This window comes from Gilvibacter sediminis, from assembly GCF_028561565.1.
Lineage (GTDB): Bacteria > Bacteroidota > Bacteroidia > Flavobacteriales > Flavobacteriaceae > Gilvibacter > Gilvibacter sediminis.
Genome location: NZ_JAQQTE010000004.1, coordinates 495,057 through 512,410, shown reverse-complemented (window position 1 = coordinate 512,410; position 17,354 = coordinate 495,057). Strand labels below are relative to the sequence as shown.

19 protein-coding genes are annotated in these 17,354 nt (G+C 40.9%); 8 read left to right on the top strand and 11 right to left on the bottom strand.

From position 1 onward, the window contains the following. Nucleotides 1-50: 50 nt before the first annotated feature. From sucD to POW22_RS09575, 8 genes are all read right to left on the bottom strand, one after another. Nucleotides 51-923 (bottom strand): succinate--CoA ligase subunit alpha, encoded by an 873-nt coding sequence (gene sucD / locus POW22_RS09610; RefSeq protein WP_272832449.1) that lies wholly within the window; start codon nucleotides 921-923, stop codon nucleotides 51-53. A gap of 71 nt (nucleotides 924-994) precedes the next feature. After that, nucleotides 995-1,399 carry a nuclear transport factor 2 family protein gene (locus tag POW22_RS09605; protein ID WP_272832448.1) on the bottom strand — a complete coding sequence of 135 codons (405 nt, stop codon included), beginning with the start codon at nucleotides 1,397-1,399 and terminating at the stop codon, nucleotides 995-997. Between the two features lies 1 nt (nucleotide 1,400). Beyond that, on the bottom strand, nucleotides 1,401-2,342 hold the full coding sequence (gene lpxD / locus POW22_RS09600; RefSeq protein ID WP_272832447.1) for a UDP-3-O-(3-hydroxymyristoyl)glucosamine N-acyltransferase: 942 nt from the start codon (nucleotides 2,340-2,342) through the stop codon (nucleotides 1,401-1,403). A 60-nt stretch (nucleotides 2,343-2,402) separates the two neighbouring features. After that, the gene (efp, locus tag POW22_RS09595; RefSeq protein ID WP_272832446.1) at nucleotides 2,403-2,969 is read right to left on the bottom strand and encodes an elongation factor P; all 567 of its coding nucleotides are present in this window, start codon (nucleotides 2,967-2,969) and stop codon (nucleotides 2,403-2,405) included. A 5-nt stretch (nucleotides 2,970-2,974) separates the two neighbouring features. Next, nucleotides 2,975-3,757 carry an acyl-ACP--UDP-N-acetylglucosamine O-acyltransferase gene (gene lpxA, locus POW22_RS09590; protein WP_272832445.1) on the bottom strand — a complete coding sequence of 261 codons (783 nt, stop codon included), beginning with the start codon at nucleotides 3,755-3,757 and terminating at the stop codon, nucleotides 2,975-2,977. 15 nt (nucleotides 3,758-3,772) lie between these two features. Continuing rightward, entirely contained in the window at nucleotides 3,773-5,176 is a 1,404-nt protein-coding gene (locus POW22_RS09585) for a bifunctional UDP-3-O-[3-hydroxymyristoyl] N-acetylglucosamine deacetylase/3-hydroxyacyl-ACP dehydratase (protein ID WP_272832444.1), read from the bottom strand. Next, complete coding sequence (lpxD, locus tag POW22_RS09580) at nucleotides 5,169-6,194, bottom strand: UDP-3-O-(3-hydroxymyristoyl)glucosamine N-acyltransferase (RefSeq protein WP_272832443.1); 1,026 nt, start codon at nucleotides 6,192-6,194, stop codon at nucleotides 5,169-5,171. The genes POW22_RS09585 and lpxD (POW22_RS09580) overlap by 8 nt, the downstream gene beginning before the upstream one ends. Before the next feature lie 99 nt (nucleotides 6,195-6,293). After that, on the bottom strand, nucleotides 6,294-7,520 hold the full coding sequence (locus POW22_RS09575) for an HD domain-containing protein (RefSeq protein WP_272832442.1): 1,227 nt from the start codon (nucleotides 7,518-7,520) through the stop codon (nucleotides 6,294-6,296). Between the two features lie 36 nt (nucleotides 7,521-7,556). Here POW22_RS09575 and porX point away from each other — a divergent pair, with 36 nt between their 5' ends. Then, entirely contained in the window at nucleotides 7,557-9,104 is a 1,548-nt protein-coding gene (gene porX, locus POW22_RS09570) for a T9SS response regulator signal transducer PorX (protein WP_272832441.1), read from the top strand. On the opposite strand, the gene POW22_RS09565 is transcribed toward porX, so the two are convergent. Further along, the gene (locus POW22_RS09565; protein WP_272832440.1) at nucleotides 9,073-10,878 is read right to left on the bottom strand and encodes a helix-turn-helix domain-containing protein; all 1,806 of its coding nucleotides are present in this window, start codon (nucleotides 10,876-10,878) and stop codon (nucleotides 9,073-9,075) included. The two genes, porX and POW22_RS09565, sit on opposite strands and share 32 nt — an antisense overlap. A 362-nt stretch (nucleotides 10,879-11,240) precedes the next feature. Here POW22_RS09565 and tsaE point away from each other — a divergent pair, with 362 nt between their 5' ends. From tsaE to POW22_RS09540, 5 genes are all read left to right on the top strand, one after another. Beyond that, nucleotides 11,241-11,675, top strand: a complete 435-nt coding sequence (tsaE, locus tag POW22_RS09560; protein ID WP_272832439.1) for a tRNA (adenosine(37)-N6)-threonylcarbamoyltransferase complex ATPase subunit type 1 TsaE — start codon at nucleotides 11,241-11,243, stop codon at nucleotides 11,673-11,675. Nucleotides 11,676-11,855: 180 nt separating this feature from the next. Further along, complete coding sequence (locus POW22_RS09555; protein ID WP_272832438.1) at nucleotides 11,856-11,993, top strand: hypothetical protein; 138 nt, start codon at nucleotides 11,856-11,858, stop codon at nucleotides 11,991-11,993. Then, on the top strand, nucleotides 11,938-12,474 hold the full coding sequence (locus tag POW22_RS09550; protein WP_272832436.1) for a hypothetical protein: 537 nt from the start codon (nucleotides 11,938-11,940) through the stop codon (nucleotides 12,472-12,474). The genes POW22_RS09555 and POW22_RS09550 overlap by 56 nt, the downstream gene beginning before the upstream one ends. A 63-nt stretch (nucleotides 12,475-12,537) precedes the next feature. Beyond that, nucleotides 12,538-13,737 carry an alanine dehydrogenase gene (locus POW22_RS09545; RefSeq protein WP_272832435.1) on the top strand — a complete coding sequence of 400 codons (1,200 nt, stop codon included), beginning with the start codon at nucleotides 12,538-12,540 and terminating at the stop codon, nucleotides 13,735-13,737. 2 nt (nucleotides 13,738-13,739) lie between these two features. After that, the gene (locus POW22_RS09540) at nucleotides 13,740-14,126 is read left to right on the top strand and encodes a hypothetical protein (protein WP_272832434.1); all 387 of its coding nucleotides are present in this window, start codon (nucleotides 13,740-13,742) and stop codon (nucleotides 14,124-14,126) included. Here the strand turns inward: POW22_RS09540 and POW22_RS09535 are convergent. Further along, a complete protein-coding gene (locus POW22_RS09535) occupies nucleotides 14,123-15,313 on the bottom strand; it encodes a proline dehydrogenase family protein (RefSeq protein ID WP_272832433.1) in 1,191 nt (396 codons plus the stop codon). The genes POW22_RS09540 and POW22_RS09535 overlap by 4 nt on opposite strands. Before the next feature lie 68 nt (nucleotides 15,314-15,381). On the opposite strand from POW22_RS09535, the gene aroB reads away from it, so the two are divergent. Further along, nucleotides 15,382-16,455, top strand: coding sequence for a 3-dehydroquinate synthase (gene aroB / locus POW22_RS09530; RefSeq protein ID WP_272832432.1), 1,074 nt, complete (start codon nucleotides 15,382-15,384; stop codon nucleotides 16,453-16,455). Nucleotides 16,456-16,525: 70 nt separating this feature from the next. Next, the gene (locus POW22_RS09525; protein ID WP_272832431.1) at nucleotides 16,526-16,807 is read left to right on the top strand and encodes a hypothetical protein; all 282 of its coding nucleotides are present in this window, start codon (nucleotides 16,526-16,528) and stop codon (nucleotides 16,805-16,807) included. Here the strand turns inward: POW22_RS09525 and POW22_RS09520 are convergent. Beyond that, nucleotides 16,804-17,283, bottom strand: coding sequence for an Lrp/AsnC family transcriptional regulator (locus POW22_RS09520; RefSeq protein ID WP_272832430.1), 480 nt, complete (start codon nucleotides 17,281-17,283; stop codon nucleotides 16,804-16,806). The genes POW22_RS09525 and POW22_RS09520 overlap by 4 nt on opposite strands. Between the last annotated feature and the right edge of the window lie 71 nt (nucleotides 17,284-17,354).

The following is a 17,354-nucleotide window of genomic DNA, read 5'->3' as shown; positions in this document are numbered from 1 at the left end:
GTATAAAATTATGGTAATTTACACGGTCTCTTCTTAAAAGTTTTAACAGCCTATCCCAGCACTTCTGCGACTTTCTTGCCGATCTCTGCTGGAGAGTCTACCACGTGAATTCCGCATTCACGCATAATTTGTTTTTTAGCTTGAGCAGTGTCTTCGCTGCCGCCTACAATAGCTCCAGCGTGCCCCATAGTTCTTCCTTTCGGTGCAGTCTCACCAGCGATGAATCCAACAACTGGCTTTTTGCTTCCGCTGTTCTGATACCAATTAGCGGCATCAGCTTCCAACTGTCCTCCGATCTCTCCGATCATCACCACACATTCGGTCTCTGGATCGTTGATGAGCATTTCAACAGCTTCTTTGGTTGTTGTTCCAATGATAGGATCACCTCCAATACCAATTGCTGTAGTGATTCCAAGGCCTTGACGTACTACTTGATCTGCAGCTTCATAAGTCAATGTACCTGATTTAGATACGATACCTACGTTTCCTTTTTTGAAAACAAAACCTGGCATGATACCAACCTTAGCTTCTCCCGGAGTGATTACCCCTGGGCAGTTAGGCCCTACCAAGCGACAGTCGCGCTCGGCGATATAATTAGAAGCTTTGATCATATCAGCTACTGGAATTCCTTCTGTGATGGTAATGATCACTTTAATTCCAGCATCAGCAGCTTCCATAACAGCGTCTGCAGCAAAGGCAGGCGGTACAAAGATGATGGTGGTATCTGCTCCTGTTTCTTTAACGGCCTCTGATACCGTGTTAAAAACTGGACGATCCAAGTGGGTTTGCCCTCCTTTTCCAGGAGTAACACCTCCAACAACATTGGTTCCGTACTCAATCATCTGGCCAGCGTGGAAGGTTCCTTCGCTCCCTGTGAAGCCTTGTACAATTATCTTAGAATCTTTATTGACTAATACGCTCATGTGTAGCTGTAATTTACATTTGGTTTTTCGGAGTACAAAAATACACTTTTATCTCCTAAAAAATAAGTGGACTAGACTTTAACTTTATGATAAGATTCTGTGGTATCGTCCAGTTCTGTTACGGGTTGACTCACTTGGTATCCGCGATACATTTTCCCGTCTTTGATCTCCCATATGGCAATAAAGTGGGCAATACCCAACTCTTCATCTGGGTTCTCTAAAGTGGATACATAGTATTTGTAGCGAATGGTTACAAAGTCATCGTCTTGCAAAAGGTGACTCACTTCAATTCTCAGATCGTCATAAGTATTTCTGATCTCTCTAAAAAAACCTTCAAGATCTTGAAAATTCATAATGGTCAATCCGTCATTGCTGTTCCAGATCAAACTGATCTCCGGATGAAAATAAGTCTGTAAAACCGTCGGATCCTTTAAAATATCGGCTTTGTAAAAGTTACGTACTACTTCTTTAGACATCTTATTTGTTTTGTTGTTTGAGTTGCTCCATCAATGCAGGTATCATTCTGATGGACGCTATTTCTTTGTATTTCTTTCTAAATTCATCCGCTGGAATACCAAAGTAGTGCTTCCCTCCTTCTAAGGATTTACTCACCCCAGCTTTGGCCGAGATCACGGTCTTGTCTCCAATGGTAATTCCACTGGTGATTCCAACCTGTCCCCAAACGGTCACTTGATTACCCATGATCACGCAGCCAGCAATTCCGGTTTGTGAAGCAATAAGGCAACGTTCACCAATAACGGTGTCATGACCAATATGCACTTGATTGTCAATTTTAGTGCCTTTCATGATGGTAGTATCTCCAGTAACCCCTTTATCAATGGTACACAGGGCTCCTAAGTCAACATCGTCTTGAATGACTACACGACCACCACTGAGTAGCTTGTCATATCCTTCGGGTCTGTTCTTGTAATAGAAGGCATCAGCTCCTAAAACAGTTCCGGAGTGAATGGTCACATTGTCACCAATTACGCAATGATCATAAATACTTACGTTGGCGTGAATAACACAATTAGCCCCTATAGTCACGTTGTTGCCTATAAAAGCTCCCGGTTGAATTTGTGTGTCATGACCAATACTCGCTGTAGGCGCAATTAAGGCAGAAGCAGACACAAACGGCATAAAATGCTTGGTGAGGGTGTTGAAATCGCGGAAAGGATCGTCAGAGACCAAAAGAGCTTTACCTTCTGGGCAATCTACTTCCTTGTTGATCAACACAATTGTTGCTGCAGATTCTAGCGCTTTGTCATAATATTTAGGATGGTCCACAAATACAATGTCTCCCGGAGTAACCACGTGGATCTCGTTCATTCCCTCCACAGGAAAGTCATCCGCCCCTACATAAGTAGAACCGATCAACGCAGCGATCTCTTTGAGTGTGTGTACTTTGGGAAATTTCATAATCCTAAAAATATAAAAAACGCCCCATTTTCATGGGACGTTCACAGCAGGTAATTTCTATTATTCTTTAATGCGCTCTTGGTAGTTACCTTTTTCAGTATCTACGCGAATCTTATCACCTTCATTAATAAACAAAGGCACGTTCACTGTGGCGCCAGTTTCTACAGTTGCAGGTTTAGTTGCATTGGTAGCGGTATTTCCTTTAACACCAGGTTCTGTAGCAGTTACCTCAAGGATTACGTGAGGAGGCATTTCTACAGACAGTGGCATATTGTCTTCTGAGTTGATGATCACCGTTACCACTTCTCCTTCTTTCATGAGCTCTGGCGTGTCTAGTGCATCTTTTTGAAGTTGGATCTGTGTGTAATCTTCTGTATTCATAAAGTGAAAGGTCTCCCCTTCATTGTACAAATACTGGAACTTGTGCGTTTCAACGCGCACATCATCAATCTTGTGTCCTGCAGAAAAGGTGTTGTCAATAACTTTTCCAGTGGTCACACTTTTAAGTTTAGTACGTACAAAGGCAGGTCCTTTCCCCGGCTTTACGTGAAGAAACTCAATGATCTTATAAATATCGTGGTTGTATTTAATACAAAGTCCTTTGCGGATGTCAGAAGTATTTGCCATAGTTATTAGTTGCTGAAGTATCCTTTCATGATACCTCGTTTAGATCGTTTTATAAATTCAAGCACTTCGTCGCGTTCTGGTGTGGCTTCCATTTCTGCCTCAATGATCGCAACGGCTTGAGTATTGTTTAAATTCTTTTGATACAAGATGCGGTAGATGTTTTGCACCTCACGGATCTTTTCTGTAGAGAACCCTCTTCGTCTCAATCCAACGGAATTGATTCCCACATAAGATAATGGCTCACGCGCAGCCTTTACATAAGGCGGTACATCTTTACGCACCAAAGAACCTCCAGTTACAAAGGCGTGATTTCCAATGGTACAGAACTGTTGAATGGCCGTCATTCCCGCCAAAACCACATGATCACCTACTGTGATGTGCCCTGCAAGTGTACTGTTGTTAGAAAAGATACAGTTATCTCCAACTATACAATCGTGGGCAATGTGGCAGTAAGCCATGATCCAGCAGTTTTTCCCGATCACAGTCTTTCCTCTATCCTCAGTACCGCGGTTAACCGTAACGTACTCACGTAAGGTGGTTCCGTCACCAATTTCAACTATGGTATCTTCATCGTTGAATTTGAGATCCTGCGGAATAGCGCTAATTACAGCGCCTGGAAATATATTGCAGTTCTTCCCGATACGCGCACCTTCCATAATGGTCACGTTGGATCCGATCCAGGTTCCTTCTCCAATCACCACATTGTTGTGGATGGTTGTAAAGGGTTCAATCACCACATTCTTGGCGATTTTTGCCCCGGGATGCACATATGCTAAAGGTTGATTCATGGATTGAAAGTAATATTATTCTCTGGATTTAACGATCTGAGCCATCAGTTCTGCTTCGGTAGCGACTTTGTCCCCTACATAAGCCGAAGCCTTCATATGGACAATTCCACGACGTATCGGGCTGATCAAATCCAATTTAAAAATGAGGGTGTCTCCAGGAGTTACTTGTTGTTTGAAGCGCACATTGTCGATCTTCATAAAGAAGGTCAAATAGTTCTCCGGATCTGGAACAGTGCTCAAAGCGAGTATTCCTCCAGTCTGCGCCATGGCTTCCACAATTAGTACTCCAGGCATTACTGGAGCCCCAGGGAAGTGACCCACAAAGAAAGGCTCATTCATGGTCACATTCTTGAGTCCCACAACATGGGATTCACTGAGCTCTAAAACCTTGTCTACCAATAAGAATGGCGGACGGTGCGGCAACATAGCCATGATCTGGTTCACGTCCTTTACCGGCGGCTTGCTCAAATCGAATTTAGGCACCTTGTTGCGGCGCTCCATTTTGATCACCTTAGACATTTTCTTAGCAAACTGTGTGTTTACAAAGTGTCCAGGCTTGTTAGCAATGACCTTTCCGCGGATGCGCGTCCCAATCAAGGCCAAATCCCCTACTACATCCAACAGCTTATGTCTAGCCGCTTCATTGGGGTGGTGTAAGGTTAAATTATCAAGGATTCCGTTTGGCTTAACAGAAATAGAGTCTTTTCCGAAGGCCTCACGTAATTTATCCATAGTCTTGGCAGACAATTCCTTGTCTACATATACAATAGCGTTATTCAAATCACCTCCTTTGATAAGGCCGTGATCTAAGAGCGTTTCGATCTCGTGCAAGAAACTAAAGGTTCTTGAGTCAGAGATCTCATCTTTGAAGTCTGAAAGGTGTTTTAGGTTAGCATTTTGCGTTCCTAAGATTTTGGTCCCAAAATCAACCATGGTAGTGATCTGGTACTCATCTGCAGGCATGACAATGATCTCGCTTCCCGTTTCTGGATCGCTGTAAGAGATCACATCTTTCACTACATATTCCTCGCGCAGGGCTTCTTGCTCTTTTATTCCAGCCTTTTCAATAGCTTCAACAAAGAACTTGGAAGAACCGTCCATAATTGGTGGCTCTGAAGCATCTAACTCAATAATACAATTATCTACCTCCATACCAACAAGTGCAGCCAATACGTGTTCTGATGTTTGGATCTTTACGCCTAACTTCTCCAAATTGGTTCCGCGTTGCGTATTCACCACATAATTGGCATCTGCTTCTATAGTTGGTGTACCTTCTAGATCGGCACGTACAAAAGCGTAACCGTGATTTTCAGGTGCTGGTTTAAAGGTCAGTGTTACATCCTTTCCGGTATGTAATCCCACACCTTTAAGGGATACTTCCTTTTCAATGGTGCGTTGTTTGGCGCCAGTTTCACTCATTGTTTTGGTTTTTTTCAATAGTGTTGAGACGATCTATTATTTTAGGAAGGTTCTTGAAGTGTACATAACTTTTGTTGTAATCTCCGTAATTTAAAGCTGGAGATCCTTGCAACACTTCGTTGTCTTTTACATTTCTGCCGATTCCACTCTGAGCTTGTATGCGCACATTGTTTCCTATGGTAATGTGGCCAACAATTCCGACTTGCCCTCCGATCAAACAGTTCTTACCGATCTTGGTAGATCCAGCAACTCCGGATTGAGCCGCTATAGCAGTATTCTCTCCGATCTCCACATTGTGAGCAATTTGGATCTGATTGTCCAGCTTCACGCCACGTCTAATAATGGTAGAACCTAAGGTGGCTCGGTCTATAGTTGTTCCCGCACCCACGTCCACGTGGTCTTCAATGATCACGTTTCCGGTTTGGGGTACTTTTTGATATTCTCCTTTCTCATTCGGAGTGAATCCAAATCCATCTGCGCCCACAATGGCTCCAGAATGGATCACACAGTGATTACCAATAACAGATTCCGAGTAGATCTTAGCTCCAGCAAAAACCACACAATTGTCTCCTATGGTTACGTTATCACCTATATATACGTTTGGATAGATCTTTACGTTCGCTCCTATAGAAACGTTCTCACCTAAGTAAGAGAAAGCTCCCATATACAAGTTGTCTCCATAAGAAGCGCTTTCCGCAATGAACACCGGTTGTTCAATTCCGGTCTTGTTCATCTTCACCTGGTTGTAATATTCTAAGAGTGTTGAGAAGGCCTTGTAGGCATCCTCCACGCGAATCAAGGTGGTGTTAAGTGTATCTTCCGCCTTAAAGTCTTTATTGACAATAGTAATTGAAGCCTGCGTCTTATAAATAAAGGACGTGTACTTTGGATTTGATAAAAAGGTAAGGCTTCCTGGAGAACCCTCTTCTATTTTGGCGAGTTTTGAAACTTCTACCTCCGGATTCCCCTCTATTTCCCCTTCCAAAATGCCCGCTATCTGCGTCGCTGTAAATTTCATAGGTGCTGTTATGCGTTTGGAAGCGGTTTAAAGATGTAAAAATTGTGGTTATACGCTTTGCTCATCCTGCGCTTTCAATTCATGCAAAAATAGAAAAAATTAATAATGTTTGGCCTTGGGATAACACAGATAGTGTTTGGTCACTTCTTGAGTCAAAGCCTTAAGATTGAGCTGGTCACTCGCCTTAGCAACGTCAATGAGCTTTCCGTTCTTGCTCAGCAGATTAATATTCTCACTGTCACTGCGATAAGCACGGTTAGTAACCTTACCATCAAAGATGAAATAATTGGTATCCTCCATAGAGATTCCCCAAGCTTTTGCTAGAGCTTCTCTCTTTTTATCAACCTCTGCATTTTTGGGCTTTTTATTCTTGAGCTTTACTTTAGGAAGATCCCGATCTAAGATCATATTGGAAAGCTTGGAAAGCACTGGGTCTTTATGGTCACACCAGCCTTTTAGCGCCTGAATGATATCGTGATCATCCATACGGGCAAAATGCGCAAGCGCCTCCTGTTCAAACACATCAGAATCACGCTTTAAAAAGAACATTAAGGGTTCGCTGGCTTGTAATTGATCGCCTTTTGAAATAAGTTCCTTAGCCCGTTGCAATACACGGATCAAGACTTGTTCGGCTGCCAAGCCTGTTTTGTGTAGGTACACCGACCAATACATGAGGCGTCTAGCGACCAAGAACTTCTCTACACTATAGATGGCCTTAGATTCCACTACTAACTCGTCATTGGCCACATTGAGCATGCTGATCAAGCGTTCACTATTGATGTTCCCTTCCGAGGCTCCTGTATAAAAACTGTCTCGCTTTAGATAATCCAAGCGATCCATATCCAATTGCCCAGAGACCAATTGATGTAAGAACTTTCTTGGGTAACTGTCATTGAAAATAGAGATGGCCAACGTTAATCTCTCGTTAAAGTTTTTATTGAGCGCTTCCATGAATTGCAAGGAAATCTGCTCGTGATCCACTCCAGTGACCAAGCTGTGCTCGAGTGCATGAGAAAAAGGTCCGTGCCCAATGTCATGCAGCAAGATCGCAACATAAAGCGCTTCTTCTTCCTCCGAACTGATCACAATTCCTTTATAACGAAGTACTTGAACTGCCTTCTGCATTAGGTGCATGCAGCCCAAGGCATGGTGGAATCGTGTGTGATGTGCCCCTGGAAACACTAAATAGGACATTCCCATTTGGGTAATTCGACGCAAACGCTGGAAGTATGTGTGCTCGATCAGATCAAACACCAAAGCATTTGGGATGGTAATAAATCCGTAAATTGGATCGTTAAAGAGAGTAAGTTTCTTACGGTTTTTCAAACCTATTATTTAAGCCTCAAGCACAAAGATACATATATGACAGACATAAAAGTACTGTGGGTCGATGATGAGATCGATTTACTCAAACCTCATATCCTTTTCCTCGAAAAAAAGAATTACGTAGTGACCACGGCGCAAAGTGGTACAGAAGCCTTAGAAGAGATTGAACAGCAACAGTTTGATATTGTTTTTCTGGACGAGAACATGCCAGGGCTTACCGGTTTGGAAACACTCTCTGAGATCAAAGAGAAGCAAGCTAACTTGCCGGTAGTGATGATCACTAAAAGTGAGGAAGAGTATATTATGGAAGAGGCCATTGGTGCTAAGATTGCCGATTACCTGATCAAACCTGTTAATCCGAACCAGATTCTATTGAGCTTAAAGAAGAACTTGGATCACAGTCGATTGGTTTCTGAAAAGACGACGTCAGACTATCAACAGGAATTCCGAAAGATCGCTATGGATATGTCTATGGTGAACTCCCATGAAGAGTGGGCGGAATTGTATCAAAGATTGATCTACTGGGAATTACAGTTGGAAGATATAGAAGATACCGGGATGTTTGAAATTCTGGAATCACAGAAAATTGAGGCCAACACACAGTTCTGCAAGTTTATTGACAAGAACTATCCAGATTGGTTTCACGATCAAGAAGAGGCTCCAGTTATGTCACATACCTTATTTAAGGATTGGATTCAGCCTGAGTTAAGCGACAGCCCTACCCTTTTGGTGGTTGTAGACAATTTGCGCTACGATCAATGGAAGGCGTTTGAACCTATCGTATCTAACGCATATAAGAAAGAAAAGGAAAAGGCTTTTTACAGCATACTCCCTACGGCTACTCAATACGCGCGCAACGCGATCTTCTCAGGACTTATGCCTAGTGAAATGGAGCGTCTACATAAAGATTGGTGGCTTAATGACACCGATGAGGGTGGAAAGAATATGCACGAACATGACTTTTTAGGGGCGCAACTCAAACGTTTGGGGATGGATATCAAGTGGGAATACCACAAGATCTCCAGTCTAAAGCAAGGCAGACGCTTGGTGGATAATTTCAAATCGCAGAAGAACAATGACTTGACCGTTGTAGTTTACAATTTTGTAGACATGCTTTCGCACTCAAAAACAGAGATGGAAGTAATCAAGGAATTAGCTTCTAATGATAAATCCTATCGCTCGCTAACCCAGAGTTGGTTTAAGAACAGCCCACTTTTGGAGATCATTCAACAAGCCGCTCAAATGGGCTTTAAGCTGATCATTACAACAGATCACGGGACTATCAATGTGAAGAATCCATCTAAAGTGATCGGAGATAAAAACACCAGTTTAAACTTGCGTTATAAAACCGGGCGCAGTTTGACTTATGAAGACAAGGATGTTCTGGCTGCCAAAGACCCTAAGAATATTCACCTCCCTGCAATAAATATGAGTTCTTCCTTCATATTTGCTAAAGGAGATCTCTTCTTTGCTTACCCAAACAATTACAATCACTATGTAAGCTATTACAGAAACACATACCAGCACGGCGGAGTTTCTCTAGAAGAGATGATCATTCCGTTTGCAGTATTGAATCCGAGGTAGCATTATTGGGGTACTGTTTATTGAGATTTCTAATAAAATAGGACGGATGTAGGCCCGTTCTGGCCTTGAAAGCCTTGGAAAAGCTCTGAGCATTTCCAAAACCGACTTCTTCCGCTATGGCTTTTATGGTGTACTTTCTGAAACGTGGATTGTTCTGAAGTTGATCTACTGCATATGAAATGCGCAATTCGCTGATGTACTGCGAGAAGTTCTTGTCCTTTTTAAGATTGACAACTTTTGACAAGTAAGACGAATTGGTATTGAAGCGCTTGGCAACGGATTGTAAGGAAACATCACCTCTTGTAAATTGGCCTTTTGCTTCAAAGCGTTCGAGCTTTTTGAGGATGTCATCCACTATTTCTGCGGAGATTTCATTGCGTTTTTGTTTGTTGAGCTGGTCTTCTTGAGGCTGTAAACCGTCTTTAACTATTGCCGCAAAACGCATTTTGTATTGACGTTGTTTCCAGAAGTAATAAGCGCATCCACCTAAACTAAGTAAGAGCAGAAAGCCTGTAAATAGTTGTTTTCGCTTTTCCCGACCTTGCTCCCATTCCAGTTGAGCAATGAGTTTTTCTTTTTCTGCAAGGAGTTGTGGGGTTTCGAAGTTGTCAATTAAGCTCTTATTGATATTCTTATAAGATTCTTTAAAAAGACTATCCACAGAAAGTATTTTATTTAGTATTTCTACTTGCAACAACTTGTTTCCTTCACTCTTATAAATTTTGTACAATTCAGCAAGAAATGGTCTTTGAGAAGGAACAATGTAGGGTTCAATCATATAAACACTGTCAGCTTTCAATAGATAATCTAGTCCCATTTTCTGATTTCCTAGTTTGATTGAATTCATCCCTAAATAATAATATGAATTCAACTTGCTATTGGTGACAGTTAGGTGCGAAAAATATTTTGACAGGGTGTCGATAGAGGATTTGTAATTTCCACGGTAATATTCTATTTCAGCAATTCTTCTCTTTAATTTAATTTCTTTCTTTAAATCTCCAAGCTCCTGAATTACAATATTCGCTTCGTCGGTTAAACTTAAAGCTACTTCATATTGCTTGTTTAGTACATAAGATGTGATTAGCGAATTAATAACGTCTAGTTTGTCAATTAGATAATGTCTGCTTAGGACAGAATCATTAATTTTAAAACTAGGTCGTGAAGTATTAGTGAGTACAGTTTCATAATTCAAAGTATCGATGATTCTTAGTAGATCATTGCCTAATTTGATAGCCTTTTCCGGACTAGACCATCTAGAAGTAATGTCGATTACACATTTTCTAATAAATATTTCATGAATTATGTTCTCTCTATTTACCGCGTACCTCTGTGCTTCAGAGTAATTGGCTAATGCTTTGCTATATTGTCTTTTATTAGAGTAATGAGTTGCTTTTAATAAATATCCAACCCCTGGATAAGTCTTATGCTTTAAGTTTTTAGTATAGAGAATTACAGAATCGGCATATATAAGTGTGGAGTCATTTGTGAATAGTCTTGAAAGGCGATCATATGCACGTGCGATTTTTATGGTGTCAGCTTCAGCCTTTCCTCGTAACAAATAAATATCAGAAACTTGCTTCTTTACTAATAAATTGATTCCAGGATTATCAATTATTTGAATTAACTCTTCATCACTGTAGTTGTTATAGTTTAACGGAGATACTTGTGCATCTGTTTTTAAAATGAACATGAACAATAATCCGTATACAGTCTGTTTGATTAATAAATATTTCATGACTGAAATATATCTATTCTCAAGGTATCGATCTTTCATAACTGATACATATTTATAAATGTATACTGAAATACACAATCAATTAATTACTGGATTTATGAATATAGTCAGGACTCATTTTTTTGAATGGAAATATCTAAATAGGTTTGAAAAGCGATGAACGATTGCCGTCTTGCATTTTAGTACTAATAGGGGAGTAACTACGAACGCGGCAATTTCTTCATCGCTTTTTTTCATTAATTTTGTAATGTCGATGAAAGCACCTAACTCATTGATATACAGAGTGTATATGAAATAGCCGTAATTTCAATTTCTATTTTTCTTACACTAAGGTGCTTTTAATCGATAAAATTTTGATATCATCGATAATTTATTACATTTGTAAAGTTCGTAAATAGTAAATGACAGGTTTTACGTACAAATTAGTGGAGGTTGACGCAATTGCAGAAGCATTGCAGAAGAACCTTGAAGGCCGAATCGTACTGTTGTACGGTGAGCTTGGAGTAGGAAAGACTACCCTGTTGAAGGCATTATTGAAGAAGTTGGGGGTCCAGGATCAAATTAGCAGTCCTACCTATGCGTTAGTTCACGAATATTCGTCCAAAAATGGGCCGATTTTTCATTTTGATTGTTATCGGTTAAAGTCTTCGGAAGATGCGGAAATGCTTGGATTTACTGAGTATTTAGATTCCGGGAATTGGGTTTTCATTGAATGGCCCGAGAAGGTGGAGTTTCTGCTGGATCAAACATATAATATTTTACGGTTAAGCCGTAATGCAGATAATACAAGAACCCTAAATCTAAAAATTGAGCGAACGATCGCCAGACCTACTTGATCAAATAGATATTTGTAGGAAGAAAATTGTTGTAGTAAAATATTTGGGATATTAGAACCTGAAGCGCTGATTAAAGCATGTTCTGAAAAAAGACAATTAGCTAAGTTAAGGTGATAATAGTTCCAAAACTTCTGTTTTAATGGACTAGGTTTGTACTATTAACCTCACAAAAAACAGAACATGAAAGCTACAAAATTACTATTGATCGTTGCACTCTTTGGGTTTGGATTATTGACTTCTTGTACACCTGAAAGTATTGAAGATGAACAAACCGAACAACAAGTCGACAGACACCAAAAACCACCAGCCAACGGGTAAAAAATCGTTGTATGTTGGAGGAATATTAGTAATACTGATTGCTATTGTTCCGTTCATCTTTTATTCATACAGGAATTTCCCAGACGATACCCAAGTCTGGGAAACTTCTTTTTTTACTCTCGAAACCACATTTTCTAATTGGTTTAACTATGCATGGTATTTAGTAGGGAAGATTGTCCCCCTCTATTTGCTATTGTTATGGTTCTTTACTTGTAAGCATTGGTGGCACTGGATTATATTAGTGCCTATAGCAATGTACTCATTTCAATTATGGTCTCTAATCTGGGAAAGTTCGGGTAAGCCTATTGATGAATTGGAATTAGTTTATATTATTCCTTTGATGGCAGTAATTGTACCTGCTGTTTATTTAGTCCGTGCTAAATTATTCAATTCTATCCGTGGTAATGACCTTCAATCATTCGAAGAAGAGTTGGCTCAAGAAAAAGGATTGATGACACAACTTAAAGACCTCTTTCGCTAAGGCATTTCCATTTGGAACTTCATTTACTTTTATTGTATCTTGGGTTAGACTAAACATCCAACCATGGCTGAGCAGCTATCTCCTTTTACCAAAGCTGAATTACTCCCTCAGGAAGAAAAACTTGAAATAGCCCAAGAACACGGCGAACTCTTCATAGGAATACCCAAAGAAGTATATTTCCAAGAGCGCAGGATCTGTTTAACACCAGACGCCGTTGGAGCCCTTGTGTCTAATGGCCACAAGGTATTAATTGAATCTCAGGCTGGTGAGCAGGCTAGCTTTTCAGATAAAGATTATTCAGAAGCTGGTGCAAGTATCACCAATGACACTAAAAAGGTCTTTGGTTGTCCAATAGTGCTTAAAGTGGAGCCCCCTACTCTTGATGAATTGGAGATGGTCAATCCTAACACCATCATCATTTCGGCTTTACAACTCAAAACACAACAAGCAAGTTATTTTAAGGCTTTAGCCAAGAAAAAAATTACAGCGCTCGCCTTTGAATTCATCAAAGATCAAGATGGTGCCTATCCTGCCGTGCGCGCTTTGAGTGAGATTGCAGGAACAGCATCGGTTTTAATTGCCTCAGAGATCATGGCTAATGACAAACAGGGCAACGGAATGATGTTCGGTAACATAAGCGGTGTGCCTCCTGTAGAAGTCGTGGTAATAGGAGCTGGAACCGTTGGAGAGTTTGCAGCGCGTTCAGCTATTGGTTTAGGAGCTAACGTCAAGGTTTTTGATAATTCCTTGACCCGTTTAAGAATTCTACAGACCAATTTGGGCAGAACGCTCTACACCTCCACCATTCAACCTAAGTACTTACTTAAAGCTTTGAAACGCTGCGACGTGGCCATTGGAGCAGTACGCGGAAAGAACAGATCTCCGGTGGTTGTTAGTCGCGATATGGTTTCAGCCATGAAGCCAGGAGCGGTCATTATAGATGTAAGTATAGATATGGGTGGTTGCTTTGAGACGACTGAAGTGACCAATCACGACAAACCAACCGTGGTTCAAGAGGGCGTGATTCATTACGGTGTTCCTAATATTCCGGCACGTTACCCAAAAACTTCTTCGATCAGTATCAGTAATATATTCACTCCTTACCTACTTCAAATGGGCGAATGCGGAGGTCTTGAAAATGCCATCCGATTTGATTCCGGATTGAAAAATGGGTTGTATTTTTACCGCGGTATTTTAACCAATAAGTCGGTGGCTGATTGGTTCGACATGAAATACAGCGATATCAACCTTTTGATCTTCTAAATATGACCCGAATTAAACGCTTTGCCTATTTCTTTGGCGGATTCAGCGTTGGTGTAGTAATTCTGATGTTTTTCCTTGGCGGTAAGAATGCTTCTTGTGCGTACGGACCAAATGCGCGTGTACTCAAAAACATCCGAATCAAGAGTCCTGAAGTAAGTGAACAGGCTTTAGCAGGCATGACCGCTAATGGATTAGACACCTCAGAAGTAAGACGTTTTTTGCAAATCGGTAAGGTTTTGTTCAGAGACAGCAATGTCAAGATCAATGATAGCTGTAAAAAATACGTGATACGTGGAAAAGCTAAAGATAACGAGCGTTACCTTATGCAGGTTAAAAACTGCGACTCCACAGCCTTTATTACGGACTTCAGTAAATACGTGGAAGATTAAAGCTTTCTGCGCTTCTTTTCGTTTTTCAACAATGACAATTCTCTAGAGGTTTGTCCTGCTACAGAGGTGTTCTCCTCTGCCCTGCGGATCAAATACGGCATTACGTCCTTAACGGGTCCAAAAGGAATGTATTTGGCTACGTTATAACCAGCTTCTGCAAGATTATAAGAAATGTGATCACTCATCCCGAAAAGTTGTCCAAACCACACTCTTGGATCATTTTTGGCAATACCCAACTCCTCCATCAGTTCCATAGCTAAGTAACAACTCTCTTCATTGTGAGAACCTATGAATACGGAGATGTCCTCTAAATTTTCTAAAATATAACGCAAGGTGTCGTTGAAGGTCTGATCGGTATGGGCTTTATCTTTACATATGGGTGTTGGGTACCCATTTTCATCAGCGCGTTCGTTTTCTTTCTCCATATAGGCTCCACGAACTATCTTATAACCCAGCTTAAACCCTTTGGCACGAGCTTCTAAATGCTGTTCTTTAAGATAATCCAATCGGTCCCAGCGGTAACACTGTAAGGTGTTGAAGATTAAAGCTTTGTCCTTATTGTGTTTGCGCATCATATCCGTCACCAACTCATCCGCAGCATCTTGCATCCAAGACTCCTCCCCGTCTATTAGTAAAGCAACGTCATGAGCTTGAGCCTTTTCACAAGCAGATTCGTAACGAGCTACTATAGCATCCCATTCAGCCTGCTCAGATTCAGTCAATGTCTCGCCAGCTGATTTCTTTTCCCAGATCTTGAATCTTCCCAAACCAGTCGGTTTAAAAACAGAAAAGGGCATAGCGTCTTTTTCATCGGCAAAGGCAGTAAGTTCATTTACCTTGGCTAATGTGCTGTTGAATTGCTCTTGCGTTTCTTTGCCTTCTACCGAATAGTCCAAAACCGCGTGAACTCCTTTTTCATAGAGCTTGTCTACTACGGGTAGACAGTCTTCTTCATTCACGCCTCCGCAGAAATGATCAAAAACAGTAGAACGAATCAAACCTTCTACCGGTAGATTCATGTTCAAGGCGAGCTTGGTTGCCGCCGTCCCTATTTTAACAAGGGGTTCACTGGCTATCATTTTAAATAGAAAATGGGCGCGTTCAAGTTCAGAATCGGTCTTAAGTGCAAAGGCCACTTCTGTGTTTTCGAAGAGTTTTTCGGACGGCATGAGCAAAAATTTTGACATACAAATATAATTAGAATTCGCAGCTATTTGCGCGAAAACCGCTAATTTGGTCCTAAAGAAAATTGAAGATGCAAGCCATTACCTCAGGAGCAGCACCCGTATATTTTAACGAGCAGATTTACAGCGAAATAACTAGATATATTGAGCAATATTCGCCCAGCTCTGTAGTGATCCTTACGGATGATAACACCTATGCGGATTGCCTTCCGTTGCTACTAGACCAGATCAATTTTCCTATGGAACCGAACATTCTGGTGATGCCGGCGGGGGAAGCCTTTAAAACCATGGAGGTAACTGTTTCTATCATTGATGAGCTTTCAAACCTATTGACGGATAGAAAAGCGTTAATGATCAATTTAGGCGGTGGTGTGGTTACTGATTTAGGCGGCTTTGTGGCTTCTATTTACAAACGCGGCATTACGTATATCAATCTACCTACTTCCCTATTGGCAATGGTTGATGCTTCTGTTGGAGGTAAAACTGGCGTAGATCACGGCATGCTTAAGAATCAAATCGGTGTGATCAATAATGGCGCCATGGTTGGGGTTGATATTGACTATTTGGCCACCTTACCTGAAAATCAAATGCGATCCGGTTTTGCAGAGATCATTAAACACGGTTTGATCTCTAACAAAGACTACTGGAGCGCAGTGAGGAATTTTGATCCTGGTACTATGGAAGGATTGGATGTTTTGATAAGAGACTCTGTGGTGATAAAAAGCGATGTGGTCCTGGAAGACCCTACAGAAAAGGGTTTACGCAAGATTCTCAATTTTGGACACACTCTAGGGCATGCCATTGAGACCTATTCCTTAGAATCTGATGTAATGGATGATCTGCTTCACGGCGAAGCCATCGCAGTAGGAATGGTGATGGAAACCTATTTGTCTGTCAAACGCTTTGGTTTTCCGGAAAGCAGTCTCTACGATTTGATGAATTTAGTGCGTTCCTATTATCGCAAAGTGAGTTTCCCTGAGAATGCCTTGGAAGAAATCAACACCTATATGCTCCACGACAAGAAGAATGTGGGCGGGCGTGTGAATTTCGTCTTATTGGAAGATATTGGCGTTCATAAAATAGACCAAACTATTGATCCTGAACTCATTAAGGAAGCCTTTGAATTTTATGTAAACGAAGTGTAAAGTTTGCATTCTAGGTCAAACCAATTGATTTTTTAGCTAATTTTAGTAGTGCATTATTAGCTAAAACATAATGAAACGCGTTATAGTAGATATCAAAAAACTAACGCCAGAGATCCTTTCTTTGCTTGTAGCACGTTATCCGGACGGATATGATGATGATCATATCATCAGCTTTAAAAACCAACATAACGATACCATAGAAGCTGTGGAGGTCAAGACGGATGACACTGTTTATTTGGTCAAGGTCAGTTCTCGCTTAGCCAGTGCTATGGCGCAGTTTGAAGAAGATGATGGTGAGGAAGATTATGACGGCGATGTAGCTATCCCGTCGTCTGAATCTGAACCTTCTTAAAGCTCGTTAAAAATAGTGTGCATCAAGCGCTTTTTGTCGTTAATGCTTTCTTCTAAAGAGATCATGGTTTCTGTGCGCATCACGCCATCAATATCATCCAATTGGAAGATCACCTCTTTCGCGTGCAAGGTATCGCGAGCACGGATTTTACAGAAAATATTGAATTTCCCTGTGGTAATATGAGCTACAGTCACGTAGGGAATCTCCTGAATGCGTTCTAAAACGAATTGTGTTTGAGAAGTGTTGTGAAGAAATACGCCAACATAAGCAATGAAGGAATAACCAAGCTTGGTGTAATCTAAGGTGAGTGATGATCCAGTAATGATCCCTGCCTCTTCCATCTTTTTAACTCGTACATGTACCGTACCTGCAGAAATAAGCAATTTCTTCGCGATATCAGTAAAAGGTACTCGTGTATTCTGAATGAGAATGTCTAAAATCTGGTGATCTACGTCGTCTAATTTGAACTTGGCCATAAAAATTGCTTCTATTCGTACATTTTTGTTATTGCAAAATTATGAGAAAAAACGGCAAAATCACAGATTTT

Coding starts and splice junctions, on each gene's coding strand:
- aroB (WP_272832432.1), top strand. CDS start 15,382: ATGCAAGCCATTACCTCAGGAGCAGCACCCGTATATTTTAACGAGCAG.
- POW22_RS09585 (WP_272832444.1), bottom strand. CDS start 5,176: ATGAGTGAAACTGGCGCCAAACAACGCACCATTGAAAAGGAAGTATCC.
- lpxA (WP_272832445.1), bottom strand. CDS start 3,757: ATGAATCAACCTTTAGCATATGTGCATCCCGGGGCAAAAATCGCCAAG.
- lpxD (WP_272832443.1), bottom strand. CDS start 6,194: ATGAAATTTACAGCGACGCAGATAGCGGGCATTTTGGAAGGGGAAATA.
- tsaE (WP_272832439.1), top strand. CDS start 11,241: ATGACAGGTTTTACGTACAAATTAGTGGAGGTTGACGCAATTGCAGAA.
- POW22_RS09545 (WP_272832435.1), top strand. CDS start 12,538: ATGGCTGAGCAGCTATCTCCTTTTACCAAAGCTGAATTACTCCCTCAG.
- POW22_RS09535 (WP_272832433.1), bottom strand. CDS start 15,313: ATGTCAAAATTTTTGCTCATGCCGTCCGAAAAACTCTTCGAAAACACA.
- sucD (WP_272832449.1), bottom strand. CDS start 923: ATGAGCGTATTAGTCAATAAAGATTCTAAGATAATTGTACAAGGCTTC.
- POW22_RS09565 (WP_272832440.1), bottom strand. CDS start 10,878: ATGAAAGATCGATACCTTGAGAATAGATATATTTCAGTCATGAAATAT.
- POW22_RS09520 (WP_272832430.1), bottom strand. CDS start 17,283: ATGGCCAAGTTCAAATTAGACGACGTAGATCACCAGATTTTAGACATT.
- POW22_RS09540 (WP_272832434.1), top strand. CDS start 13,740: ATGACCCGAATTAAACGCTTTGCCTATTTCTTTGGCGGATTCAGCGTT.
- POW22_RS09605 (WP_272832448.1), bottom strand. CDS start 1,399: ATGTCTAAAGAAGTAGTACGTAACTTTTACAAAGCCGATATTTTAAAG.
- porX (WP_272832441.1), top strand. CDS start 7,557: ATGACAGACATAAAAGTACTGTGGGTCGATGATGAGATCGATTTACTC.
- lpxD (WP_272832447.1), bottom strand. CDS start 2,342: ATGAAATTTCCCAAAGTACACACACTCAAAGAGATCGCTGCGTTGATC.
- POW22_RS09550 (WP_272832436.1), top strand. CDS start 11,938: ATGAACAAACCGAACAACAAGTCGACAGACACCAAAAACCACCAGCCA.
- POW22_RS09525 (WP_272832431.1), top strand. CDS start 16,526: ATGAAACGCGTTATAGTAGATATCAAAAAACTAACGCCAGAGATCCTT.
- POW22_RS09555 (WP_272832438.1), top strand. CDS start 11,856: ATGAAAGCTACAAAATTACTATTGATCGTTGCACTCTTTGGGTTTGGA.
- efp (WP_272832446.1), bottom strand. CDS start 2,969: ATGGCAAATACTTCTGACATCCGCAAAGGACTTTGTATTAAATACAAC.